This is a genomic window from Paenibacillus kyungheensis (assembly GCF_028606985.1).
Taxonomy (GTDB): domain Bacteria; phylum Bacillota; class Bacilli; order Paenibacillales; family Paenibacillaceae; genus Saccharibacillus; species Saccharibacillus kyungheensis.
The window spans coordinates 1,670,014-1,695,154 of the sequence record NZ_CP117416.1; the positions used below are offsets into that span (position 1 = coordinate 1,670,014).

Here is a 25,141-nt window from a genome sequence, read left to right on the forward strand (position 1 = left end):
CAATGAATTATCTCGCTTTGCCATTGACAATATAGTTACGCAGATCACGGAAAACATTCGCACGATTAAGCGCAGAGACAATCACCAGTGTGACTGGCCCGATCAATAGACCTAATGCGCCAAATAGTTTTAAGCCGACAAACATACTGATTAAAGTGGCTAAAGGATCAAGACCTACGCTACTAGCTAGCACTTTAGGCTCCATAATCTGCCGTACAATCAATACAATGACATAAAGTACACTTAGACCAATCCCCAAGCTAATATCGCCGCTCATAAAGGTATAGATCGCCCATGGGATCATTACAATTCCTACTCCTAGATAGGGCAGTAGATCTACAGCACCGATCAGTAGACCAATCAGTAGAGCAGACTCAACTCGCAAAATAAATAGTCCAATAATCACAATAATGCCTGTAATCGAGATCAAAATAAATTGAGCACGTACATATCCGAACAATGCTTTTTGCAAATCCCGCCAAATCGTAACCATCGTCAGTCTAATATTCGAAGGAAACCATCCAGCTACGATACGGGTATGTTTTTCCCAGCTATTACTGATAAAAAAGGCAGATAATACAATAACGACAATAATCCAGGCAAAGTTAGGTAATGCGGTTAGAAAATCAAGTAAATAATTTAGAATCCCTGTAACAATACCACTAATCGTACTAGAAAGACTTTGTGTAGTCTGGTCTAGATTGTTGTTGATCGTATCTCCATAAGGGGTTTCTTTCAGAAAACCATTGATTTGATTAGTTATATTTTGCAGACTATCGTTTTTAGTCCAGCCTACAAACATTTGACGCCAGCTATCCATATGATCGTTGAATGTTTGCATAAGAGTGATAGTTTGTTGAACCAGTCTTGTTACCAAAAACGAAAGTAAAGCGAGCAGACCACCAAAATAAACAAGCAATGAGAGCGAGACTGCTAACCAGCGTGGAAAGTGAGCACGATTCTGTAAAAGTCTAACTAACGGATTCATCGCATAAGCGAACAACCATGCAAGCAATAACGGGTACAGAAGTGGAAAAAGGTAGCGCACAGCAATTGCAGTGATAATAATCGCTACAAGCACCCATATTCCACGTAAAATCCGATTACGGATCATAATGTTCAATGAATTGATCTCCTTATGTTCAATATAGTAATTATGTAATCAGCATCATATATGATGTTAAACGGCAGACAAGACTTTTGAAACGAAAGGGCTTATAATTGATACTGTAAGGGGTTACAAAAAAATTCTTATTGCGATGATAAAACAATTTAATGTCACAAACAGTCTTCATTTTGTTCACAACTCCGTCAAAATAAAGTATGATGAGTGAAGGTCCTTGGAAGGTTAATGGTAGGTGTTTGGATCATTAGAACTCTTTTCAACAATTGTGAGGGACCTCAATATCTAGTTTTTAAAATTTTCCATATTTAAAAATGTAAATGTTTTCATTCCCGAAAATGGGCAAAATCTCAATCATTCCGTTCTGCAAAGGAGAGAGTAATATGACAGCTACTAAAGGATTGGAAGGCGTTGTTGCAGCAAGCTCATCTATTAGTTCGATCGTCGACGGCGTACTTACATACCGTGGAATCGATATCGATGACCTAGCCATTAACGCAAGTTTTGAGGAAGTGGCTTATTTGTTGTGGTTTGGTAAATTACCAAATCAAGCAGAACTAGATCAATTGCAAAAAGATCTAGATGAATATGCTACCTTACCGGAACCATTGATTGCGCAAATGAAACTTTATCCTAAAGATATGAATCAGATGGCAGCTCTTCGTAGTGCGATCTCTGCTCTTGCTCTATATGATGATCTAGCAGAAGATATGAGCCAAGAAGCGAACCATAAAAAAGTCGTAAAATTACAAGCACAATTGCCTGCTATCGTAGCTGCACTTGGACGTATCGCTGCTGGTAAAGAGCCGGTTGCTCCTAAAAAAGGCGTATCGATTGCTCATAATTTCTTGTATATGTTAAATGGCGAAGAGCCTGAAGACACAGCAGTGAAAGCTTTGGATCAAGCGCTAGTATTGCACGCAGATCATGAATTGAATGCGTCTACTTTTGCTGCTCGTGTAACAGTAGCTACATTGTCTGATATTCATTCCGGTATCACTTCAGCAATTGGTGCGCTTAAAGGGCCACTACATGGCGGAGCAAATGAAGCCGTTATGAAAATGCTAGAAGAGATCGGTTCGATGGATCGTCTAGAAAGTTATATCCAAGAACAACTCGACAATAAAGTAAAAATCATGGGCTTTGGTCACCGCGTATACAAAAATGGTGATCCTCGTGCCAAGCATTTACAAAAAATGTCTAAAGAGTTAGGCGAAATGAATAACGATTTGAGCCTATACGAAATGTGTATTCGGATCGAAGAAATTGTAACAGGTAGCAAAGGATTGAAACCAAATGTTGATTTCTATTCTGCTTCTGTATACACAATGCTAGGAATTCCGCGTAACTTGTTCACACCTATTTTTGCCATTAGTCGTGTGTCTGGATGGTCTGCACATATTTTGGAACAATACGAAAACAACCGTATTATCCGTCCACGTGCAGAATATGTAGGGCCGGTTGATCAAAAATATATTCCGATTGAACAACGTTAATCGTAAATTTTTAATTATAAACAAGTAGATATTTCTCATATGACCCAACGTCTGGTAAAATAAAATACAGAACTGTGCATGTCTGTGAAGGTGAGCATATACAAATTGGTTGTATCATGCCTAGCGATGAGAAGAAACGAGCGAGTACATGATACTCAAACGTATCAGCTATTCCAAGTTTCTTTTCATCATGTGTAAACGCCTTCTCTGACGATGTCACAGCCATATCCCTTAAGGAGGAACATGATTATGCCTAAGTTTGAAAAATACGAATTACCTACTACTGGTGAGAAAATCACAATTGATAATGGAGTTCTTAACGTACCTAATAACCCGATCGTCCCTTTTATTGAAGGTGATGGTACAGGACGCGATATCTGGAAAGCATCTGTACGTGTATTGGATGCAGCAGTAGAAAAAGCTTACGGCGGTTCCAAAAAAATTGCTTGGTATGAAGTATTTGCCGGCGAAAAAGCATTCAATACATACGATGAGTGGTTGCCAGCTGATACGCTGACAGCAATTCGCGAATATATTGTAGCGATCAAAGGACCTTTGACTACACCTATCGGTGGTGGTATTCGTTCATTGAACGTAGCACTTCGTCAAGAACTAGATCTATATGTATGTCTTCGTCCTGTTCGTTATTTTGACGGTGTACCTTCTCCTGTAAAACGTCCTGAATTGGTAGATATGGTTATTTTCCGTGAGAATACAGAAGATATCTATGCAGGTATCGAGTACCAAGAAGGTACAGAAGAAGTGAAAAAAGTATTGAAATTCTTAAAAGACGAAATGGGCGTTAACAAAATCCGTTTCCCTGAAACATCCGGTATCGGTATTAAGCCTGTATCTGAAGAAGGTTCCAAACGTCTGGTTCGCGCTGCTGTTCAATACGCAATTGATCACAACCGCAAAACAGTAACTTTGGTACACAAAGGAAACATCATGAAATTTACTGAAGGAGCTTTCAAAAACTGGGGTTATGAAGTGGCTGAAGCAGAATTCGGAGATAAAGTGTTCACTTGGGCACAATATGACAAGATCAAAGAAGAAAAAGGTACAGACGAAGCAAATGCAGCGCAAAAAGCAGCTGAAGATGCTGGCAAAATCATCGTAAAAGATGCGATTGCTGATATCGCTTTGCAACAAGTACTTACTCGTCCAAATGAATTTGATGTAATTGCTACATTGAACTTGAACGGTGACTATTTGTCTGATGCTCTTGCTGCACAAGTAGGCGGAATCGGTATTGCACCGGGCGCAAACATCAACTATGTAACAGGACATGCTATTTTTGAAGCGACTCATGGTACAGCTCCTAAATATGCAGACAAAGATGTCGTGAACCCTGGTTCTGTTATCTTGTCTGGCGTAATGTTGTTGGATCATTTGGGATGGAACGATGCTTCTGCATTGATCTACAAAGGTCTAGAAAAATCAATCAACAACAAAACAGTTACTTATGACTTTGCTCGTCTAATGGATGGCGCAACAGAAGTGAAATGCTCTGAGTTCGCTGACAAAATCATCGAAAACATGTAGGAGGATAAACCTATGACCGTCATTAAGCGCAAAAAAATCACAGTAGTCGGTGCTGGTTTTACCGGTGCTACTACAGCTTTGATGCTTGCTCAAAAGGAACTTGGTGACGTAGTACTGGTTGATATTCCACAGTTGGAGAACCCAACAAAAGGTAAAGCGCTCGATATGATGGAAGCTAGCCCTGTACAAGGGTTTGACAGCCAGATTAAAGGGACATCTGATTATGAAGATACAGCATCTTCGGATGTAGTTATTATCACAGCAGGTATCGCTCGTAAGCCGGGTATGAGCCGCGATGATCTAGTCAACACAAATGCAGGAATCGTGAAGTCGGTATGCGAACAAGTCAAAGGGTATTCTCCAGATGCGATTGTGATTATTTTGAGTAATCCGGTAGATGCGATGACTTATGTAGCTTATCAAGCTTTGGGATTCCCCAAAAATCGTGTGATTGGACAATCCGGTGTACTGGATACAGCGCGCTATTGTACTTTTATTGCAGAAGAATTGAATGTATCTGTAGAAGATGTACGCGGATTTGTATTAGGTGGTCATGGAGACGATATGGTGCCGCTTGTACGATATTCTAGCGTCGGTGGTATCCCGATCGATACATTGATCTCCAAAGAACGGATTCAAGAAATTGTACAACGCACCCGTGTAGGCGGGGGCGAAATTGTGAATCTGCTCGGCAATGGTAGTGCTTACTATGCGCCAGCAGCGTCACTGGTACAAATGACAGAAGCTGTTCTTAAAGACAAAAAGCGTATTCTACCGATCATTGCTTATTTGGAAGGCGAATACGGTTATAATGATCTCTTTATGGGCGTACCTGCTATTCTGGGCGGCGGTGGTATTGAGAAAATCTTTGAATTGGAATTGACCTCCGATGAAAAAGCAGCTCTTGAGAAATCCGCTGATTCTGTCCGTAGTGTGATCCAAATCGTAAACGTTTAAAAGTGAGTACAAAAAGGCTTCCACCTTATGTGGAGGCCTTTTTTATTATGGTTTTGTTCAGATTGAATATAGACATACTTTTGTCGATATGACAAAAAATAGACACAACAGTCGATAAAATTAAGGCGAAAATATGTATTTTCATATCATCATCCGTTAAAATAATGAAGTATAGCAGAGCAGTAGTGATGGTCTGTGATTGATGAAATGAGAGGAGGTTCTATCATGGCTGAAGTATTGGTATTTATACACATTTTGGGAGCGTTATCGATGGGTTTTTACTTATTTTTACCTGTTGTAACAAGTAAATTAGCAAATGGCTCAGCAGAAGCGCAATCAGGTAGTATTGCGCTGATTCGTACATTAAATCGAATCGCTCAATTTGGATTGATTGTACAATTGTTAACAGGTGGATATTTAATGACCAAAGGCAATTATTCTGTTGCTTGGATGGTTGTAGTATTCGTGCTATTTTTGGCGATTGCAGCAATCGGTGGCATTATAGGCAAGCCTTTGCGCTTAGCATTAGCAGATATTAACGAGAACAAAAGTATTACAGCTCATATCGGTAAAATTTGTTCATTAAGTATGATTCTGGCAGTGTGTCTGGTTGTTATTAGTTTCTTTATGGTATTCCGCGATATTATTTAAACGAATTCTATTCAATGGGTAATTCACACATAGTAGACCATCGACTAAGATGGATCAATCCATACACATAATGTTTTACGTCAAAAACCGTTGCTATTATCAGTGACGGTTTTTTTATGTATTAAGGTTTTTATATTATGAGATCTGTTTCAGTGATAAAAGGTAAGGATATTTACCCTAAATATTGAATTTCAATACATAAAAAAATGTAAAAAATAGATGTTTAAACATGTATAGACAGTGGTAATAATGGACGGAAGCAACAACGGGATCTACGTTATTGTAATTGTAAATTATCCATTTTCATATTCGAAAGGAGAATTCATTATGTCTAGCGAAGAACAAACATTACCTCCACAACATCAGGAAAAGCAACCAGGTATCGAATCGGAAATGACTCCACGTCCAGAATATAAAGCACCTGCCTATCAAGCAGCAGGTAAGCTTAAAGATAAAGTAGCAATCATTACAGGTGGAGATAGCGGTATTGGTCGTGCTGTAGCCGTCTTGTATGCCAAAGAAGGTGCAGATGTAGCGATTGTGTATAAAGATGAACACAGCGATGCAGAAGAAACCAAAAAGGCTGTAGAGCAAGAAGGACGCAAATGTATTCTACTTCCAGGCGATATAGGAGATGAATCTTTTGCCAAACAAGCGGTAGAGCAAACGGTATCCGAATTAGGTAAGCTTGATATTGTTGTTAACAATGCAGCAGAACAGCATGTACAACAAAGTATTGTAGATATTACAGCAGAGCAATTGGAACGTACTTTCCGTACTAACATTTTCGGTATGTTCTTTATCACCAAAGCAGCTGTTCCACATCTTAAAGAAGGTTCTACGATTATCAATACTACATCAGTCACAGCGTATCGCGGTGAACCCGTATTGCTAGATTACTCTTCTACCAAAGGTGCAATTACAGCCTTTACACGTGCATTGTCGATGAATATTGTAGAAAAAGGAATTCGTGTCAATGCAGTTGCTCCAGGGCCAATCTGGACACCATTGATTCCTGCATCATTTGACGAAGAAAAAGTAAGCAAATTCGGAGCAAGTCAACCGATGAAGCGTCCGGGTCAACCGGAAGAAGTCGCTCCAGCTTATGTATATCTGGCAAGTACAGATTCTTCTTATGTCAGTGGTCAAATTATTCATGTTAATGGTGGCGAGATCATTAACGGTTAATTTGCATATTATATAAAGATACAGAATAGAGTAGAAAAGATATTCATATAACAATAAAGATATCATGGCGGTAGAGCAGGCATAATTGACCTGTTCTATCGTCTTTTTTTGAATACAGCTCAAATATCATCCGATCAATGAAAGCGACTTATTCTACAACCTCTGGTATGATAATACTTGTTATGATAAGTGATATATACCACTGAAATATGTTACCTTTTGGAGATGATGACTACATAATGAGAGAACACGCAGCTACATTTACTCGTTTGTTTGAAAAGTATATGTTTTTGATTATTCCATGTACACTGGTTTTGGGATTCTTTATATCCAAGCCATTATTACCTTTTGTCGGTTGGATTCCAGGCTTATTTGCTTATGTTACGTTTGTGATGGGACTTGGTTGTGGAAGACATCATTTAAAAGGCGTATTGACCAGACCTGCACCGATTATTGTTACTCTTTTGCTAGCCCATGTGGCTGCACCACTTATCGCATATGGATTGGGATTGTTGCTATTTGGTAGCGATTCACCATATACAGTAGGGCTGGTGCTATTTGCAGCGATTCCATTAGGCGTATCCTCTGTATTATGGGTAGGAATGTCTTTCGGTAATGTAGCGTTAGCATTGACGCTAGTAATCGTAGATTCAGCCATTAGCCCTTTTGTCGTGCCCCTGTTAATCGAGGTCTTTTTCGGTGCAGATATACAGTTCGATACTTTACATATGTTCAAAGATTTATTGTTACTGATCGTATTGCCTACATTTGCAGGGATGGTCGTGTACGAGATATCGGGTGGCAAATTCAGAGATTGGTCTGCTCCAATCACTCAACCATTAGCGAAGTTATGTTTTGCAGGTGTTGTATTGTTAAATGCCGCTGCTATTGCACCTCAATTGCAAACATTGCGTCGGGATCTGTTGTTAGTCGTACCGTCTGTATTGCTCCTGGTTGCGTTATGCTATGGACTGGGTTATGTGGCTTCTGCTATACTTCGTCGCAAAGGAGAAGGGCAGACATTGCCTGTTACACTAGCCTATGCTTCAGGGATGCGTAATATCTCGGTCGGAATGGTGATTGCGATGGCTTATTTTAGCCCTCAGACTGCGGTTCCAGTCGTACTCGGGATTATGTTACAACAACCAATGGCGACCCTCCAATATTCTATTTTTATGCGTATTTCAAATTATCGTAAAGGAAGAGATGCATGAAGCCTTTTCGCATTCGTCTGACATTGATTCTGATGATACTGCTTGGCGTACTCGGTCTAGCAGCAGCACTCACAATGGGACAAATATTCAAAAGCTCACATATTGCCACACTTGAAGACAATATGGTGCGTGAGATCCGTTTGTTAGAAACCACATTTGATTTTAAAGCAACAGGAACAGACGGTCAGCCTTCTGAAGATGTATTTCAATATTATTCGCAAGAAGCCCATCAGATAGGAAATTTAACCGATTCACGAGTGACTTTTATCGAAAAAGATGGAACCGTTATTGGCGATTCTGAAAGTGATCCACATACGATGAACAATCATATGGATCGTGAAGAAATTCGCGCGGCTGCTGCGGGTGGGGTCGGTAGTGCGATTCGTTATAGTGCGACACTGGACAAAAATATGTTATACATTGCAGCTCCTGTACAAGCAGGTAATCTGTTTGATGGATATATTCGGTTATCAATGAGTCTGGAAGCGGTAGAAGTAGGGGTACGCAACGCCTGGACAGTTATGGGTATCAGCTTACTGATCTTATTTCTAGTCGCTGCTGTGGTAAGTTATCGGGTAGCATCTGGGTTAACCAAGCCACTAGAACATATCACTGTAGTTGCCAATCGTATTTCCCGTCTGGATTACGGCGCACGTGTACGCTTAGAACGGCGTGATGAAATTGGTGAATTAGGTAAAGCGATTGATAATATGGCAGATAGTCTGGAAAAACAACTCAAAATTATTCGCGATAACGAAGATTTGCTACAAAGTGTACTGGCTAATATGACTGGCGGTATGTTGATGGTCAATTCGTTAGGAAATGTAGCACTGGTGAATCGGTTCGCTGAAGAAGTGTTAGGAGTCAGCTCTAAGCGTCTAACCGGTAAGTCTTATCATGAGTTAAAACGTCATTATGAATTGACCAAGTTACTAGGTGAAGGATTGCGACGCAAAGAGCGTATTCATGATGAACAGACATTGTATGATCCAGAGCCACGCTTGATTCAGATCGATGGTGTACCGATGTTTGAAGATGATGATACGTACAGAGGGATGTTGTTCTTGATTCAGGATATTTCCAATATTCGTCGCTTGGAAAAAATGCGTAGCGAATTTGTAGCGAATGTATCGCATGAATTGAAAACACCTATTGCTGCTGTAAAAGGATTTGCCGAAACATTATTAGGTGGCGGTGTACAGGATGAACAGACGTCGCGTGCCTTTTTACAAATTATTTATGATGAAAGTGAACGGTTGAACCGTCTGATCGGAGATATTCTGGAATTATCCAAAATTGAATCCAAGCGTTCGCCACTAAACTTCTCACCGATTCATTTACAGCCTTTTTTCGATACGATACGGGAAATGTTAAATTCTTCGGCTGCTAAAAAGAATATTACAGTAGATATGAATGTGCCGGAAGAAATGTTTATGGAAGCCGATGAAGATCGATTACGGCAGATTTTTGTCAATTTGATCTCTAATGCGGTAAACTATACTCAAGATGGTGGTAAAGTTAGATTAACAGTCGAGGAAAAAGGTTCTGACAACGGAGAAGAGCGTATTCTTTTCCATGTGAGAGATACAGGTATGGGTATTCCCAAAAAAGATTTACCACGTATATTTGAACGTTTTTATCGAGTAGACAAAGCCCGTTCACGCAGTTCAGGGGGTACGGGTCTAGGATTATCGATTGTTAAGCATCTTGTTGATTTACATCGCGGGACGGTAACTGTGGAAAGTGAAGTTAATATTGGAACAACATTTACAGTCAATTTGCCGTTGTTACAAGAGGATGAACCAGATATTTGATATTTTATTACATCATTTTACACAGGGTTAACATAAGAGTGATATGCTGACATTGATGTATGAAATGCGAACCCTTGTGGGAGGTTATCATGGCTAAACGATTACTGGTCATAGAAGATGAATCAACGTTATCTCGATTGTTGTCTTACAATTTGACACAAGAAGGATATGAAGTCACTGTAGAAGATCATGGAAGTGCAGGATTGGATCGTGCGCAAAGTGAACCGTTTGAATTGATTTTGCTTGATCTGATGTTGCCGGGCATGGCGGGATTAGATATTTTGCGTAAATTGCGCAGTTCAGGGGTTCGTACACCTGTAGTCATTTTGACAGCCAAAAATGCAGAAGAAGAAGTGGTAGAAGGACTCAAAGCAGGAGCCGATGACTACATTACGAAGCCATTCGGTGTATCTGAACTATTAGCACGTGTAGCTGCTGTATTACGTCGTGCAACAGGTAGAGAAGATCAACCTGAAGAAGAGTTATCGCATGAGAGTCGTATTGAACTGGGTGATTTAACGATCTATCCTGATAAATACGAAGTGACCCTCGGTACACAACAGATTACACTGCGTCCGAAAGAATTTGAAGTCTTGCTCTATCTGGCACGCAAACCAGGAGTAGTGATGACAAGGGACGATCTGATGAATGCAGTATGGGGATTCGATTATATTGGTGGTCAACGTACTGTCGATGTACATGTCAGCTCTTTACGTAAAAAATTAGAACTTGATCCTGAATCGGTACATATCGATTCGATTCGTGGGGTTGGTTATAAATTAGTAGTACGCAAAAAAACAAGCGCTCAACATTCCATTTAATATGGAGTGTCGAGCGTTTTTTACATACTTAGCGTATTTTAAAGGATTGATTTTTACATTGATCCTTTAGTCTTAGTCTATGAGTCTTAAAGACTATATTAATTCGTTAGGAGAGGTTATCAATCATGTTAGACATGCTGATACGTGAACCTGAAATCATGCAGCCGGTTGATATAGAGAAAGAGAATAAGCAAGCGATTATAGAACATGTAGATCAGATAATAGCAACAGAGGTAGAACCCCATATACACACAGATGCAAAAGAACTTCGTCTACGTCATTATGTAATAACAGTGCCTGCTATTCGTGCTCAAGAAACATGCCGGGATACTTTTGTTCGGTTCAAGCGCCAGACTCATCTTCCTTGTATTGTGTTGTGTGATGAACAGGAGCGCCCAGAAGGTCTGGTTATGCGTGAACAATTTTATCGACATATGGCAAGCCGATTCGCTAGTGAATTGTATGACACTCGTTCTACAGTGATGTTTAGTCAGTCTAATATGTTAGTAATGGACATCGATACAGAAGCTTGGATCGTGGTCGATGCTGCTCTGGCTCGTGAAGGCGATTCTTTTTATGAATGTGTTGTATTAATAGATCAAGAACGATTAGCAGGCATAGTGACGATACGCGATATTATGGAGCTGTCTAATCATCTGCAACTAGCTACAGAACAAAGACGGATTTCTTCTTTGCACGACACACGTCAATTTGTTGAGCAGATTGGAGAAGCAGTGAAAGTGGTACAACAAGCCGCTCAAGCCAGTCATCAGGAGCTTCATCTGATGAAGCAACAGACGATATCCGGGCAACACGATCTCAATCAAGCCCATCAACAATTTCAGCAAGTACAACAGTTAGTAGTGCGCCAGCGTACACTCGCAGAACAGATGCTTGATTACACAGGGCAAGCAAGTAAAGTCGTGCATACGGTAACTGATCTTGCAGGTCAGAGTAATATGCTTGCGCTTAATGCTTCGATAGAAGCAGCCCGCGCTAAAGCGGCAGGACAAGGATTCGCTGTCGTCGCAGAAGAAATGCGCAAATTATCTTCGCATATTACGACTCTTTCTACAGATGTAAATCGATTACTTACCGGACTTGGTGAAATGATTGGGCAATCTGCTTCGTCCACTCATACGACCGAGACAGTGATGGATCAAAGTATGATCTATATTCAGCAAGCGAATCAATTATTTGGCAAAATGACAGTCGAAGCAGAACAAGCTTCTCAAAATGCAGAACAATTGATGAAATCGGCTGATCAAGCGGATCATTTGACCAGTATCGTTGCACAAGCTTTACAGCGTTAATTTATTAGGCTTACATTTTTTACATTCCGTTTACAATTCGAACTGATGGGATTTACAAATATGATTTATGATGAATAGATGTAAAAAACATTTGTCACCGAAAATGAATTGAAAATCAGGGGAGTGTACCTTGTGTCAGCGATTATACGTATTGAACAATTGAACCTGTATTATGAGAAACATCAGGCTCTTAAACATATTAATTTGGATATTAAAGAAAAAGCGATTACTGCTTTTATCGGCCCTTCCGGTTGTGGTAAATCAACATTGCTTCGTACATTGAATCGCATGAACGATATGATTCCAGGCACACGCATCGAAGGCGTAGTGGAGATCAGTGGTTCTAATATTTACGGAGAAAATGTAGAAGTCGAAAATTTGCGTCAACAAGTAGGTATGGTATTTCAACAACCGAATCCTTTTCCCAAGTCTATCTACGAAAATGTAGCTTATGGTCCACGTCTACATGGGGTTACTTCCAAAAAAGATCTAGATGAGATCGTAGAAACAAGCTTGCGTCAGTCTGCGTTGTGGGAAGAAGTGAAAGACTATCTCAAACGTTCTGCACTTAGCTTATCCGGTGGACAACAGCAACGCCTATGTATTGCGCGTGCACTAGCAGGTCAACCGGATATTCTACTTATGGATGAAGCCACTTCAGCACTTGATCCAATCTCTACATTGAAGATTGAAGAATTAACGCGTGAGCTCAAAAAAGATTATACGATTGTGATGGTAACACACAATATGCATCAGGCAGCGCGTATTTCAGATCAGACTGCATTTTTCTTAAATGGAGAAATTGTGGAATCATCCGATACACCGGAGATGTTCTCCAACCCTACGGACTCTCGAACAGAAGATTATATTTCGGGAAGATTCGGCTAATACCTACACCAAGGAGGACTTGTTCATGCCCAACCGGAAAGAATTCGACCAAAGTCTAGGAGAGCTACGTCAATTGCTCACTGCTATGGGAGATCATGTAGTACACGCTTTGGAAGAAGCTGTGCTATCACTACAACGCCTTGATATCGAACAGGCAAAAATAATTATTGGTAATGATTATAAGTTAAATGAATTAGAAGAGAAAGTGATGGAAATCGGTTCACGCCTGATCGTAACACAACAACCGGTAGCCAAAGATTTACGTCGTATCATTGTAGCTTTCAAAATCTCTAGTGATCTGGAGCGTATGGGTGATCTGGCTCTCGATATTGCTAAAGTAACGTTGCGTCTACAAGATTCTACATTGATTCAGCCATTAGTAGATATTCCACGTATGGCAGATATCGTAGGACAAATGACCAAAGAATCGATCCAATCGTATCTGGATGAAAATACAGATCTAGCTTATAAAGTCGGTGTAGACGATGACCAAGTGGATCATATGTATAGTGGAATGATTCGTGAACTGCATAACTATATGATCGATCATGCGGTAGACGGCCCGCAAGTGATGTTGCTGAATCTGACAGGACGTTATATCGAACGTATCGGAGATCATGCTACCAATATTGGCGAAAGTGTCGTCTACCTTGTGACAGGCGTACGTCCTGATCTTAATCGTTAATGTACAAATAGGTTATATTATAAAGCAATCCCAAAGCATCGGACACAAATCCGGTGCTTTTATTTTTTGATTAGAAGGGCTTGTGGTATCATAGAAAGAGCAAATCTTAATCCTAATCATCAACCAGTACATGGTTAAATATAGAGATGTTCTAATTACAGGAGGTTCTATGGAAAAGTTTCTTTTAATAGATGGAAATAGTATTATTTATCGTGCTTTTTTTGCGATGCAACAACCGATGACAACCAAAAGTGGACAGCATACTAATGCAGTCTATGGATTTACCAATATGTTGATTCGCTTGCTGGAAGAAGAAAAGCCAACACATGTGATGGTTGCTTTTGATGCAGGTAAAATCACGTTCCGTCATACGACTTATGGAGATTACAAAGGTGGACGTCAAAAAACACCACCAGAACTATCCGAGCAATTTCCATTGCTTAAAGAATTATTGACCGGTCTTGGTATTACGTACTTTGAATTAGATACGTATGAAGCCGATGATATTATTGGTACATTATCCCGTACGGCTGAAGAAAAAGGACGTAATGTGCTGATCGTTAGTGGTGATAAAGATATGCTACAACTGGCTTCAGATCACGTCAAAATTGCACTTACTCGCAAAGGTGTAAGTGATATTGAACCTTACGGCCCAGCAGAAATCGAAGAACGTTACGGCTTAACACCTGCTCAGATTATTGATCTAAAAGGATTGATGGGTGATACATCTGATAATATCCCGGGTATTCCAGGTGTCGGTGAAAAAACAGCACTCAAATTGTTACATCAATTTGGCAGTGTAGAAGAAGTCTTAGCGAACACCGATCAACTCAAAGGCAAAATGAAAGAAAAAGTAGAAGCACATGCCGATGATGCTCGGATGAGTAAAGAGTTAGCGACTATTTTCCGTGATGTTCCTTTTGATGCGACATGGGAAAGTATGAAATATGATGGATTCAATCCGGTGACATCAATTGTAGCTTTGCGTAAATTAGAATTTAATTCGATTATTCAGCGTCTTAATCTGTCTGATATTGATGGAGAAGATCTGCATGATCCTGCTCAAGTGGAAGCTTCTGAACTAGAAGTAACTATTGTAGGTGAAGAACAGCTTCCCGCATTGGAAAAAGTACTGAATACTGTCGAAGTATTGCATATCGAAAGTCATGGAGATAATCCGCATCATGCTGAACTGGTCGGTATTGTATTGTCAGCGCCAGATCAGTATTACTTTATGACACCTGAGACGTTGCTTAGTGAGCGTGCAGCAGGTGTACGTGCATGGTTAGCCGATGAATCGATTCCGAAGCATGGACATGATCTACATCGCGCAGACCTTGTATTGTACTGGAGCGATATTCCTTTTGCAGGTGCTTCTTTTGATGTGCAGATTGCAGCCTACTTGCTTGATCCTACAGAATCAGGACAAAGCTTAAATGCTCTTGGAGCCAAATATGGTCTACCTCATATGCCAGAAGACGAGACGGTGTTTGGTAAAGGGGCTAAATATAAAGTGCCTGAAGAAGATGTATTGAGTCATCATCTTGCACGCAAAACAGCAGCGATTCGTGAATTGGTTCCATTACAACGTGAACAATTGGAACAAAATGAAATGACCAGCTTATTTAATGATCTGGAAATGCCGTTGTCGCGTATTTTAGCGGATATGGAGAAACAAGGCGTTGCTGTAAATACAGACGAATTGCGTGAACTAGGCAAAGAGTTTGAACAAAAGATTAATCTATTAGTGACAGAGATTCATGGGATGGCAGGTGTAGAATTTAATCTGAATTCACCGAAGCAATTAGGTGAGATTCTATTCGATCGTCTAGGTCTACCTGTAGAGAAAAAAACCAAAACAGGCTATTCAACCAGTGCCGATGTACTGGAAAAATTAGCACCTTATCATGATATCGTGCAGTTGATTCTGGTGTATCGTCAGCTTGCCAAATTGCAATCCACTTATGTAGAAGGATTGCTGAAAGAAGTTCATCCCAAATCTGGCAAAGTGCATACGTTTTTCCGTCAGACGATTACAGCAACAGGTCGCTTATCCAGTCAGTTCCCGAATCTGCAAAATATTCCGATTCGTCTGGAAGAAGGACGTAAATTACGTAAAGTATTTGTGCCATCTGAAAGTGGTTGGAGTATTTTATCATCCGATTATTCTCAGATCGAACTGCGTGTACTTGCTCATATGGCAGATGATCCAGGTTTGAAAGATGCCTTTTTGCATGATATGGATATTCATACCAAAACAGCGATGGATGTATTCGGCGTGACCAAAGAGCAAGTCGATGGCGATATGCGTCGTTCTGCCAAAGCGGTTAACTTCGGTATTGTCTACGGAATCAGTGATTATGGATTATCTCAAAATCTAGGCATTACTCGTAAAGAAGCAGGCGACTTTATCAATCAATATCTAGAAGTATTCAAAGGCGTTAGCCGTTATATGGATGATATCGTAGTCGAAGCGAAAAAAGATGGATTCGTTAAAACGATGTTAGAACGTCGTCGTTATCTACCGGATATCAACTCGTCTAACTTTAATCTGCGCTCTTTTGCAAATCGTACAGCGATGAATACACCGATTCAAGGTACAGCCGCAGATATTATCAAATTAGCGATGGTGCATATGGATCAAGCGCTCAAAGACCATAATTTAAACAGCCGTATGCTTCTTCAAGTACATGATGAATTGGTATTTGAAGTCCCTGCTGATGAACTGGAACAAATGAAGACATTGGTACCAGAAGTGATGGAAAAAGCATTGTCTTTATCAGTTCCTCTCAAAGCTGAAGTAAGCTATGGTGCGAACTGGTATGAAGCGAAGTAAATAGTCTATAATTAAAAGGGTAGAGAAGCGAAGCGGAGGGATGGTAGTTCCTCTCCGAGCATGTAGAAGGACATCCAAATTCATTCAATATAAAATAAATTTATTATATTAAAGGTAAGGTGAAAGGTTATGCCGGAATTGCCGGAAGTAGAAACAGTTAGACGCACGTTAAACACCTTGGTTGCCGGCAAAACGATTGATCATGTTACGGTATCTTTACCACGTATTGTTCAATTGCCAGATGATCATAAGCAGTTTGAGATAGAGCTTCAAGGGCATACGATTGAGAAAGTAGAGCGTCGCGGGAAGTTTTTGCGTATTGTGATGGATCATTTGGTATTGGTTTCTCATTTACGTATGGAAGGACGCTATGGAGTTTATACTCAGGATGAACCTGTTGAGAAGCATACTCATGTGATTTTTCATTTTACAGATGGTACTGAACTTCGGTATAAAGATGTTCGTCAATTCGGTACAATGCATTTGTTCAAAAAAGATGAAGATTTGCAGTCGAAGCCACTGATGCATCTGGGGCTTGAACCTCTTGCACCGGAATTTACAGCAGAGCAATTTATCCATATGATGAGCAAGCGCCGTACGATGATTAAGCCTGTATTGCTCAATCAGAAGTATGTGGTAGGGATCGGAAATATTTATGTCGATGAAGCGTTGTTTCGTTCGGGGATTCATCCAGAGCAGATTGCTAATACATTGTCAGCAGAGCAATTAACCCGTCTGCATGAAGCGATAGTATCCACACTTGCGGATGCTGTAGAAGCAGGGGGATCTTCGATCAAGTCCTATGTAAATGGTCAAGGCGAAATGGGCATGTTCCAGCACAGTCTACGTATTTACGGTCGTAAAGCAGAACCTTGTTATGAATGCGGAACACTTGTCGAGAAGACGGTTGTCGGCGGAAGAGGAACACACTTTTGTCCGGTGTGTCAGCCGCTACCTACTCGTCAGAAACATTGAGGTGATATCATGAATATCGGGTTAACCGGAGGAATCGCCACAGGTAAAAGTTCTGTCTCGGCATGGTTATCATCCAAAGGAGCCAAGCTGATTGATGCGGATCTGATTGCGCGGGAAGTGATGATGCCGAATCATCCTGTGCTGTCTCAAGTGGTAGAACGCTTTGGCGCAGACATGTTGCAAGCAGACGGAACACTGAATCGCAAAAAGTTAGGGGAACATATCTTCACCCATCCAGAAGAACGGAAGTCGCTTGAAGATATTACCCATCCAGCGATTCGTGAATTGATTCAGACACGTACGGTAGAGTTAGAACAGCAGTATCCAGATACACTGGTTGTAGCAGATATTCCGCTGTTGTTGGAAGCCAAAGGGGTCTATACGTTTGATCAGATTATGGTCGTATATGTGCCTCAGCCTGTTCAATTACAGCGTCTGATCTCACGTGATGGACTTACTGAAGAACAAGCCTGGAAACGGATTAACGCTCAGATGGATATTGAGCAAAAGAAAAAAGTAGCTGACATTGTAATTGATAATAGCGGTACCCTTGAGGACACGTATGCTCAATTGGAACAGTTCTGGCAGAGTAAAGGTCTTTCATGAAGAAATTGGTTCGTAAACGATTTCTTTTACCGCTATTCGTGCTTGTTGTGATTGTGGTTTTTTTCAATAGTCGCTGGCTAGGATGGATTTATCCGATAGAGTATAAAGAAGAGATTCGTGCGCATGCTTCTGCTTATGAAGTCGATCCTTTTCTAGTCGCTTCTATTATTCGAGTCGAGACTAACTTTAAGCCCAGTATGGAATCCAAAAAAGGCGCACTCGGTATTATGCAACTGATGCCGAATACGGCGCAATGGATTATGGAGCAAGCGCACTTGGACAACATGTCACTGGAAACGGTCAAGCATGAGATCGATCCGAATATTCAGATTGGTACATGGTATCTTAGACAGCTTAATCGTCAGTTCGGCGGTAACAAAATTGCTGTAATTGCTGCCTATAATGCGGGTCCTGGTAATGTAAAATCATGGCTAAGTTCCGGCAAATGGGACGGTACATTAGAAGATGTCAAAGATATTCCTTTCGGGGAAACGAGACATTATGTCCAACGTGTATTATATTATTATAAGCAGTATACTGAATTATACGATGCCTTTTAGATCGAACAAGCACTATGTTGGATTCTGTAACTCATATTTACTCACATCCTGAATATATATGCATGAACTTAACTGAAATGATGTCCGAATGAACGGTTGGCGAGAAAGGAAGTGACGTGAGCAATGAAATGTCCATATTGCAGTCACAATGGAACCAAGGTGCTGGATTCCCGTCCAGCCAATGATAATAAATCGATTCGTCGTAGACGTGAGTGTGAAAGTTGCAATCGCCGTTTTACGACGTTCGAGATGGTGGAAGAAACACCGCTAATTGTGATCAAAAAAGATGGAAGTCGTGAAGAATTTAGTCGCGACAAAATCCTGCGCGGTCTGATTCGCGCTTGTGAGAAACGTCCGGTATCGGTAGATCAACTGGATATGATCGTCTCTGAAGTGGAAAAAAGTCTACATACTACAGCGATGGCAGAAGTGGAAAGTCGTGCTGTAGGCGAATTAGTCATGGAACAGTTGTATCCTGTCGATGAAGTAGCTTATGTGCGGTTTGCTTCGGTATATCGTCAATTTAAAGATATTAATATGTTTATGAAAGAACTCAAAGGTCTGCTGTCAAAAGAAGACGAGAGCGATAGCTCAAATAGCTAATTCCTGTTAGATCGCATTAAGATTGCTAATAAAGGTATGAACGTCTATTGTATATTTCAAAAAAAGAGCACTTCTACAGTAACAAGTAGAGTGCTCTTTTTGGCATATTGCATATTCTTGTGATCCCATATTTATACATGGCGATTGCGATATGGGAGCATGGAAGCAACGAATATTTATGATTGAATCCATATCGAATTGAAGCTTACTATTCACGGAGATTTTTAAAATACTTCCGAACTTCTTCTACAAACAGTTGCTGCATACCGCTGTTATATTTGATACGCCGGGGTTGTAAAATGCCAATCTGCAAATGGTGATCTACAGAAGGGAAAGGTAAAACAGTATACGTATCATCTACACTCAAAGAAGACGGTACAATCCCGATCCCATTTAATTGTTCAGCATAAAGCGGAATTAAAGAAAGTTGATTAATTGTGTAAAATAACGGTTCTTGCTCATACGTTCTAAAAGCTTTTTCCACCTGAAAGCGATACTTGCACGACGATTGTCCGATAATCAACAAATGTGATAATAACTCGTCGATAGTCACTGCTTGGGTATTCGCCAATACATGATTAGCCGGTATAATCAGCGAGATTGATTCTTGTTGTAAAGGTTCAAATACATAATCGTGAGACGACTCCGAATCTGCACATAAAGCTAACGATATTTTCTCCTGCTGTAGACACTCTTGCAAAAAATCCGAATTACCCACAGTAATCTCATAAGTGATTTTGGGTCGATATTGCCGAAATTGATATAAAATAGCTGGCAAATAACGATCTGCCCATGTCTCTGTGACACCGATCCGTAAAGTACCTATTTCTTCTTCATTCAATTGCTTGGCTATATCACCAACATACCGCCAGTGATGGATTAATTGATCGACCTGTTCAGCAAATCGTTGCCCGGCAGGTGTTAAGGTCGCTTCCCAATTACGATAAAACAAAGTCAATCCTAATTCTTTTTCTAATCGTTTGATCTGGTTAGTAATTGTTGATTGAGCATAATTCAGCTTTTCGGCTGCTCTAGCAAAAGTACCTTCTTGCATGACGGTCTGAAAAGCAATCAATTCTGTTAGATCCATAATGCACCTCCTTAGTACATTTTCCTTTTGTTATCTTCATCGGTAAAATGAATGATCTTTATGATTATTATCTATTATATAAATAAAGAGAATATAGATACAATCATAGTATTCATAAAAGCTTGTATCAGTATCAACCAATTCAATCGTATGGAGGATCAGCGATATGCCATTTACAAGAGTAAGTTATAGGCATAATCAGTACAATGCAGAACAGTTACAACAGATGAGTCAGGTTATTTTATCCGCTTTAGTCGATTGTTTCGATGTACCGGAGAATGATTGTTTTCAAGTCTTTCATAGTCATCAGCCAGAACAGTTTGTATATGATCGACATTATTTACAAGGAGATCGTTCAGATGGATTATTATATATCCAGATTACTTTGAAGTCTGGTCGAGGTGTGGTCAAGAAGACAAATCTGTATAAACAGTTAGCAACAGCGTTAGCACAACAAGTGGGTATTCGGATCGAAGATGTATTTATTATATTGGTCGAGACTGAATTCGAAGACTGGTCATTTGGAAGTGGATTGGCACAGATGGTTAAGGAGAACAATTGAATGGATAAGCAGATATTAGGTAAATCGAATATTCCAGTATCCAAAGTAGGTCTGGGAACGATGGCATTTGGAAGATGGATCGATGCATCTGCTTCACAACGTATTATAGATCATAGTCTAGATATCGGTATGACTCTGATCGACACTGCTAACTTTTATGGAAAAAGGCAAGATATCGATCATATCGGAGATGGATTAGGCGAGCAGATGATTGGGAATATTCTTAAAGGAAAACGAGATCAGGTTATACTTGCGACCAAAGTAGGCATGCGTATGGGTGAGGGCAAGATGGACGAAGGATTGTCACGCCAGCATATTACACAACAGATCGACCGTTCGCTCCAACGTCTGCAAACCGATTATATCGATCTGTATCAAGTCCATGAGTTCGATCCTCATACTCCACTGGAAGAAACGTTATTTGTATTACATGAGCTAGTGCAACAAGGTAAAGTTAGAGCGATTGGTTATTCCAACTTTGCTGTAGATCAGCTACGTTCTGCTTATGAGATCAGTCATACACATCAATGGACAGCATGTGCTTCGATTCAATCTGAGTTCAATTTGCTTGCTCGTGCAGTAGAACAAGAAGTATTTCCTTACTGTGAGCAAGTGGGTATCGGCAAGATTATTTACAGCCCATTAGCAAGAGGGATATTAGCAGGACGGTATAGATCACTGCAAGAGATTCCTGTAGAAAGTCGCCTGGCTAAGGGAGAAGAACGGATTAAGCACTATTTTACCAACGAGAACTTCGCCAAAGTCGATACGTACCGTCAAATAGCAGAAGAAATAGGATGTACGCTGGTGCAGTTAGTACTCTGGTGGACAATCGAACATCCGCAAGTTGATTCGATGCTGATCGGAGCAAGTCGTACAGCGCATATCGATGAAATAGAGCAAGTTCTACAATTTGGAGCTATGTCTGCATCATTAAGAGAACATATAGCATCTATTCATTGAATATTTTAAAGCAATAGAAATATAAAAAAGCCCATCCCGCAATATACGAGACAAGCTTAGTAAACAATAGGGATGCGGTCAAGAGGACTCGAACCTCCACGGGGGTAAGCCCACACGGACCTGAACCGTGCGCGTCTGCCAATTCCGCCATGACCGCGAATATGTAACTTCCACATTAATCATGAAGTATGTCTAAGAAGTCAATGTGGGAGTGGTGAATAAATCACCGTAAGTACGATTATATCGGATTTGAAAAGTGAATACAAGTTTTTTTGCTTGTTGTATCAACGTAATTAGCATGTAACAAAAAACAACGATGAATCATATAAGCTGTTCCCAATATCTATCAAAAGGGACGCTGATTCACCGTTGTTTTTTACATAAGCAATTTTGTTATAAAATCATCATTCAGAAGACTGACTAGATTAAGAGTTACCTTCTACTTTTTTCAAAATCGTTTCTAATACATACGTTTTAGCAGGAGGGGTATTATTGAAAAAGGAAGGATCTACAATATAGACATGCCCGTTTTGTACGGCTGTTAATTGATTCCATGTAGCACCATCTGCTGTAGCTGTCATGCGTTTGTTCAATGCTTCTGGTGTATCGTTTTTAACCCCTGTAGAGATAAACAGATAATCTGGATTGATACTTTGCAATTGCGCAACTGTGGCTGGAGCAGATACTGTATCTGTTGGCAAAGTAGCTGGAGCTTTCAGTGCCATATCCTGATACATCACTTCACCGACACCATTTTTGGCATTGTTGTATAATGTCATACCGTTTTTGGTGATGGAAGCCGCTGCTACAGTGGATGTACCGATAATCGGGGTTAGCTTCGATTTGCTTGCATTGGTTGCTTGCTGAAATGCATTCAAGAACTGCTTCACTGCGGTCTCTTTATCAACGATCGTACCATAGTTATACAGCTCACTACGCCAATCATTCATTTGCGCAATATAGATTGTAGGTGCGATTTTGGACAATTCATCGTATACGGCACGATCGCTATTATTGGTAAAGATCAGATCAGGCTTTTGCCCTTTGAGTGCAGATAGATTGATGTCTGTACCTTCGCCTTCGATCAGTGAAATATTGTTCTTTTCTTCATCTGTCATATAGATAGGAAAAGGATTGCTTTCAGTCGGCTTAGGAGCCAGTGCCACATTCACATCAATCGCATTCAGGTAATCCAGTGCATACTGGCTAGTGACTGCGATACGCTTTGGAGATACAGGAATACTAACGGTTCCAAAAGAATCATTGATCGGCATCGTTTTGATCCCGTTTGGATTGAAAATATCGGCACGCGTTTCTTTAGGCTGTCCGCAAGCCGTCAAAAAAACCAACATTAGGAGTAATCCCAATCCTGCTTTGGCATAAGTGGTATTAAATTTCAATGCTTTCGCCTCTTTTCTGAGTACTATACTTCATTATACCAATACACACAGAACCAAAGTCAACGCTTACGCTCAACTGTCACCCGCTTGTCACAGACTGCGGTGTTACGAGTATGAATTGAGGTTGCAGATAAGGAAATTATCTTATTAATAACTCTAATATTTCATTTCTGAATTTAACTTCAATTTTATCTTTAAAAACAATAATTTGTTCTATTACATTTTTAAGCATTGATTTTTTTTCTACATAATTATTATTTTTAAAAATTTCAGTCCAATTAGTAATTGTATTAAAAAAATTTTCTATCCTATCAAATTCATCTGCCATATTTCTAATATTGTTTTGTAAATTACGAATAGATCGATCAAAAGATTTAACTAAATTTTCTTTATCTTCAATCAACTCGCTTAATAATTTGACTGAAAAAGAACTTTCTCCGAGAATACTTTTAGGTACTTCTTGTTTCAAAGAATACAACTCTTTATACACTTGTTCTAAATCAGTATGCTGTGCTTTTAATTCTTTTTTTAGTTTTATATAATTATCATTTTCATAAACTTCAACTGAAATTTTATTACTGATCTTGCTAAATTCCTGTACTAATATATTTACTTGTTCTATAACATTGTCTTCAATTTTGGTTTGAGAATATAGTGTTTGTCCGGAACATTCAATTTTGCTTAATGCTTTACCACTACAACGGTAGTTTGCTTTTTTAGATTTTTTTATTGTTCCATCAACTAGCCTATATGTTTTACTACAGTAAGTTGTGGTTAAGGGAGAACCACAATATCCACATTTAATCATGCCTACAAGTAGAAGAGGACTATTAGATACATTATTTCTCTTATAATTAGGATTTTTTATTTTAGCAGGTGAACGAGCACTTCTAAGAGATTGAACATAATCAAATTCAGCTTCTTCAATAATAATTAATTCTTTCACTTGTAATTTAGGAAGAGTCCATTCAGATTTTGGTTGAGTTTTAAAAATTCCTTCTTTAGAGGTCCTTTTCCCATAGCTAGGATATCCTTTGTAAATAGGATTTCGAAGAATAAAATTAATAGAGCCTGTGTTCCATCTTCCACCTGTAGACGTAGTTATATTTTTTTCATTAAGATGTTTTGCAATCTTATTACTTCCATATCCCAATTCTTTGACAAGTCTAAATATTTTCTTAATAGTAAGACTATTTATAGGATCAATAGTAAGTTTCATTACGGTATGACCTTTTTTGTTTGTATGATCAGCTTTAACCAACTTGTAACCAAAAGGTGCAGTTCCACCGCGATAAATACCTTCTTTGGACATCTGTTCATGTTTCTCAGTAACACGCATTGAAATATTAATAGACTCTTGATGAGCATTTTCAATTAAGTTAGAGGCGACTATTGATTTTTCTTCTATTAGAGGAAACTTTCCTTCTTTAACTGACCATACTTCAATATTGTGTGCTTGCAACCACTGTATTAATTCGGAGACTTCATCTAATTTGCGACCAAAACGATCAAACATAAAACAAATCACAGCATCAAAATGATTATTTTGAACATCTAATTTTAAACGTTGAATTTCATCTCTTTTTTCCATAGCAACTGTAAATCCTGAAATTGCTTTTTCCTTGTACTCTTTGATAAGAGACCAGTTCTGTTTATGTATAAAATCTTCACAAGCTTTTTTTTGTAAAAGGATATCATCTCCATCTAATTGTAATATTGTTGAGACTCTATAAAATGCAACTACACGTTTAATTGATGCCATTAATCAAACCTCCTATTTAGACATATACACTTAAATAAGTATAATCTCAATTTATGCATTGAGTAAATAATATTGACTGTTATTTTTAT

Annotated in this window: 22 protein-coding genes and 1 tRNA gene; 18 read left to right on the forward strand and 5 right to left on the reverse strand. The window is 39.5% G+C overall.

What is annotated here, in order from left to right:
• Window positions 1–7 precede the first annotated feature (7 nt).
• A complete protein-coding gene (ytvI, locus tag PQ456_RS07295) occupies window positions 8–1,123 on the reverse strand; it encodes a sporulation integral membrane protein YtvI (RefSeq protein ID WP_273615527.1) in 1,116 nt (371 codons plus the stop codon).
• A 383-nt stretch (window positions 1,124–1,506) separates the two neighbouring features.
• On the opposite strand from ytvI, the gene PQ456_RS07300 reads away from it, so the two are divergent.
• The 16 genes from PQ456_RS07300 to nrdR all read left to right on the forward strand — a co-directional run bounded on the left by PQ456_RS07300 (window position 1,507) and on the right by nrdR (window position 19,275).
• Entirely contained in the window at window positions 1,507–2,619 is a 1,113-nt protein-coding gene (locus tag PQ456_RS07300; protein ID WP_273615528.1) for a citrate/2-methylcitrate synthase, read from the forward strand.
• A gap of 249 nt (window positions 2,620–2,868) precedes the next feature.
• Window positions 2,869–4,164, forward strand: coding sequence for an NADP-dependent isocitrate dehydrogenase (icd, locus tag PQ456_RS07305; protein ID WP_273615529.1), 1,296 nt, complete (start codon window positions 2,869–2,871; stop codon window positions 4,162–4,164).
• Window positions 4,165–4,176: 12 nt separating this feature from the next.
• Window positions 4,177–5,121, forward strand: coding sequence for a malate dehydrogenase (mdh, locus tag PQ456_RS07310; protein ID WP_273615530.1), 945 nt, complete (start codon window positions 4,177–4,179; stop codon window positions 5,119–5,121).
• 225 nt (window positions 5,122–5,346) lie between these two features.
• A complete protein-coding gene (locus PQ456_RS07315; RefSeq protein WP_273615531.1) occupies window positions 5,347–5,772 on the forward strand; it encodes a hypothetical protein in 426 nt (141 codons plus the stop codon).
• A 327-nt stretch (window positions 5,773–6,099) separates the two neighbouring features.
• Window positions 6,100–6,960, forward strand: a complete 861-nt coding sequence (locus PQ456_RS07320) for an SDR family oxidoreductase (RefSeq protein ID WP_273615532.1) — start codon at window positions 6,100–6,102, stop codon at window positions 6,958–6,960.
• Window positions 6,961–7,199: 239 nt separating this feature from the next.
• A complete protein-coding gene (locus PQ456_RS07325) occupies window positions 7,200–8,174 on the forward strand; it encodes a bile acid:sodium symporter family protein (protein WP_273615533.1) in 975 nt (324 codons plus the stop codon).
• The gene (gene pnpS / locus PQ456_RS07330; RefSeq protein WP_273615534.1) at window positions 8,171–9,988 is read left to right on the forward strand and encodes a two-component system histidine kinase PnpS; all 1,818 of its coding nucleotides are present in this window, start codon (window positions 8,171–8,173) and stop codon (window positions 9,986–9,988) included. The genes PQ456_RS07325 and pnpS overlap by 4 nt, the downstream gene beginning before the upstream one ends.
• An 89-nt stretch (window positions 9,989–10,077) precedes the next feature.
• Complete coding sequence (locus PQ456_RS07335; RefSeq protein ID WP_204824825.1) at window positions 10,078–10,809, forward strand: response regulator transcription factor; 732 nt, start codon at window positions 10,078–10,080, stop codon at window positions 10,807–10,809.
• 125 nt (window positions 10,810–10,934) lie between these two features.
• Window positions 10,935–12,122, forward strand: coding sequence for a methyl-accepting chemotaxis protein (locus PQ456_RS07340; RefSeq protein WP_273615535.1), 1,188 nt, complete (start codon window positions 10,935–10,937; stop codon window positions 12,120–12,122).
• Window positions 12,123–12,254: 132 nt separating this feature from the next.
• Window positions 12,255–13,010: a phosphate ABC transporter ATP-binding protein PstB gene (gene pstB, locus PQ456_RS07345; RefSeq protein WP_204824823.1), complete on the forward strand. Its 756-nt coding sequence runs from the start codon at window positions 12,255–12,257 to the stop codon at window positions 13,008–13,010.
• 25 nt (window positions 13,011–13,035) lie between these two features.
• Window positions 13,036–13,695, forward strand: coding sequence for a phosphate signaling complex protein PhoU (gene phoU, locus PQ456_RS07350; RefSeq protein WP_273615536.1), 660 nt, complete (start codon window positions 13,036–13,038; stop codon window positions 13,693–13,695).
• Between the two features lie 169 nt (window positions 13,696–13,864).
• The gene (gene polA / locus PQ456_RS07355; RefSeq protein WP_273615537.1) at window positions 13,865–16,531 is read left to right on the forward strand and encodes a DNA polymerase I; all 2,667 of its coding nucleotides are present in this window, start codon (window positions 13,865–13,867) and stop codon (window positions 16,529–16,531) included.
• 129 nt (window positions 16,532–16,660) lie between these two features.
• Window positions 16,661–17,506: a DNA-formamidopyrimidine glycosylase gene (gene mutM / locus PQ456_RS07360; protein WP_273615538.1), complete on the forward strand. Its 846-nt coding sequence runs from the start codon at window positions 16,661–16,663 to the stop codon at window positions 17,504–17,506.
• A gap of 9 nt (window positions 17,507–17,515) precedes the next feature.
• Window positions 17,516–18,112, forward strand: a complete 597-nt coding sequence (gene coaE, locus PQ456_RS07365) for a dephospho-CoA kinase (RefSeq protein ID WP_273615539.1) — start codon at window positions 17,516–17,518, stop codon at window positions 18,110–18,112.
• A complete protein-coding gene (locus PQ456_RS07370) occupies window positions 18,109–18,672 on the forward strand; it encodes a lytic transglycosylase domain-containing protein (RefSeq protein WP_273615540.1) in 564 nt (187 codons plus the stop codon). Before coaE ends, PQ456_RS07370 begins: the two co-directional genes overlap by 4 nt.
• Window positions 18,673–18,795: 123 nt before the next feature.
• Complete coding sequence (nrdR, locus tag PQ456_RS07375; protein WP_204824817.1) at window positions 18,796–19,275, forward strand: transcriptional regulator NrdR; 480 nt, start codon at window positions 18,796–18,798, stop codon at window positions 19,273–19,275.
• A 208-nt stretch (window positions 19,276–19,483) separates the two neighbouring features.
• Here the strand turns inward: nrdR and PQ456_RS07380 are convergent, their stop codons facing one another.
• The gene (locus PQ456_RS07380) at window positions 19,484–20,365 is read right to left on the reverse strand and encodes a LysR family transcriptional regulator (protein ID WP_273615541.1); all 882 of its coding nucleotides are present in this window, start codon (window positions 20,363–20,365) and stop codon (window positions 19,484–19,486) included.
• A gap of 166 nt (window positions 20,366–20,531) precedes the next feature.
• Here PQ456_RS07380 and PQ456_RS07385 point away from each other — a divergent pair, with 166 nt between their 5' ends.
• Both PQ456_RS07385 and PQ456_RS07390 read left to right on the forward strand, forming a co-directional pair.
• Complete coding sequence (locus tag PQ456_RS07385) at window positions 20,532–20,927, forward strand: tautomerase family protein (RefSeq protein WP_273615542.1); 396 nt, start codon at window positions 20,532–20,534, stop codon at window positions 20,925–20,927.
• Window positions 20,928–21,890, forward strand: coding sequence for an aldo/keto reductase (locus PQ456_RS07390; RefSeq protein WP_273615543.1), 963 nt, complete (start codon window positions 20,928–20,930; stop codon window positions 21,888–21,890).
• A 73-nt stretch (window positions 21,891–21,963) separates the two neighbouring features.
• Here the strand turns inward: PQ456_RS07390 and PQ456_RS07395 are convergent.
• The 3 genes from PQ456_RS07395 to PQ456_RS07405 form a co-directional block, all read right to left on the reverse strand.
• A tRNA-Leu gene (locus tag PQ456_RS07395) sits at window positions 21,964–22,047 on the reverse strand.
• Between the two features lie 268 nt (window positions 22,048–22,315).
• Entirely contained in the window at window positions 22,316–23,290 is a 975-nt protein-coding gene (locus PQ456_RS07400; protein ID WP_273615544.1) for an ABC transporter substrate-binding protein, read from the reverse strand.
• 139 nt (window positions 23,291–23,429) lie between these two features.
• Window positions 23,430–25,052, reverse strand: coding sequence for a recombinase family protein (locus PQ456_RS07405; protein WP_273615545.1), 1,623 nt, complete (start codon window positions 25,050–25,052; stop codon window positions 23,430–23,432).
• Between the last annotated feature and the right edge of the window lie 89 nt (window positions 25,053–25,141).

What these genes read in the sequence shown, in the direction of transcription:
- icd (WP_273615529.1), top strand. Translation starts at nt 2,869, where the DNA reads ATGCCTAAGTTTGAAAAATACGAATTACCTACTACTGGTGAGAAAATC.
- PQ456_RS07320 (WP_273615532.1), top strand. Translation starts at nt 6,100, where the DNA reads ATGTCTAGCGAAGAACAAACATTACCTCCACAACATCAGGAAAAGCAA.
- PQ456_RS07340 (WP_273615535.1), top strand. Translation starts at nt 10,935, where the DNA reads ATGTTAGACATGCTGATACGTGAACCTGAAATCATGCAGCCGGTTGAT.
- PQ456_RS07335 (WP_204824825.1), top strand. Translation starts at nt 10,078, where the DNA reads ATGGCTAAACGATTACTGGTCATAGAAGATGAATCAACGTTATCTCGA.
- PQ456_RS07380 (WP_273615541.1), bottom strand. Translation starts at nt 20,365, where the DNA reads ATGGATCTAACAGAATTGATTGCTTTTCAGACCGTCATGCAAGAAGGT.
- PQ456_RS07390 (WP_273615543.1), top strand. Translation starts at nt 20,928, where the DNA reads ATGGATAAGCAGATATTAGGTAAATCGAATATTCCAGTATCCAAAGTA.
- mutM (WP_273615538.1), top strand. Translation starts at nt 16,661, where the DNA reads ATGCCGGAATTGCCGGAAGTAGAAACAGTTAGACGCACGTTAAACACC.
- polA (WP_273615537.1), top strand. Translation starts at nt 13,865, where the DNA reads ATGGAAAAGTTTCTTTTAATAGATGGAAATAGTATTATTTATCGTGCT.
- PQ456_RS07385 (WP_273615542.1), top strand. Translation starts at nt 20,532, where the DNA reads ATGCCATTTACAAGAGTAAGTTATAGGCATAATCAGTACAATGCAGAA.
- PQ456_RS07370 (WP_273615540.1), top strand. Translation starts at nt 18,109, where the DNA reads ATGAAGAAATTGGTTCGTAAACGATTTCTTTTACCGCTATTCGTGCTT.
- pnpS (WP_273615534.1), top strand. Translation starts at nt 8,171, where the DNA reads ATGAAGCCTTTTCGCATTCGTCTGACATTGATTCTGATGATACTGCTT.
- nrdR (WP_204824817.1), top strand. Translation starts at nt 18,796, where the DNA reads ATGAAATGTCCATATTGCAGTCACAATGGAACCAAGGTGCTGGATTCC.
- PQ456_RS07405 (WP_273615545.1), bottom strand. Translation starts at nt 25,052, where the DNA reads ATGGCATCAATTAAACGTGTAGTTGCATTTTATAGAGTCTCAACAATA.
- phoU (WP_273615536.1), top strand. Translation starts at nt 13,036, where the DNA reads ATGCCCAACCGGAAAGAATTCGACCAAAGTCTAGGAGAGCTACGTCAA.
- mdh (WP_273615530.1), top strand. Translation starts at nt 4,177, where the DNA reads ATGACCGTCATTAAGCGCAAAAAAATCACAGTAGTCGGTGCTGGTTTT.
- coaE (WP_273615539.1), top strand. Translation starts at nt 17,516, where the DNA reads ATGAATATCGGGTTAACCGGAGGAATCGCCACAGGTAAAAGTTCTGTC.
- PQ456_RS07300 (WP_273615528.1), top strand. Translation starts at nt 1,507, where the DNA reads ATGACAGCTACTAAAGGATTGGAAGGCGTTGTTGCAGCAAGCTCATCT.
- PQ456_RS07315 (WP_273615531.1), top strand. Translation starts at nt 5,347, where the DNA reads ATGGCTGAAGTATTGGTATTTATACACATTTTGGGAGCGTTATCGATG.
- PQ456_RS07325 (WP_273615533.1), top strand. Translation starts at nt 7,200, where the DNA reads ATGAGAGAACACGCAGCTACATTTACTCGTTTGTTTGAAAAGTATATG.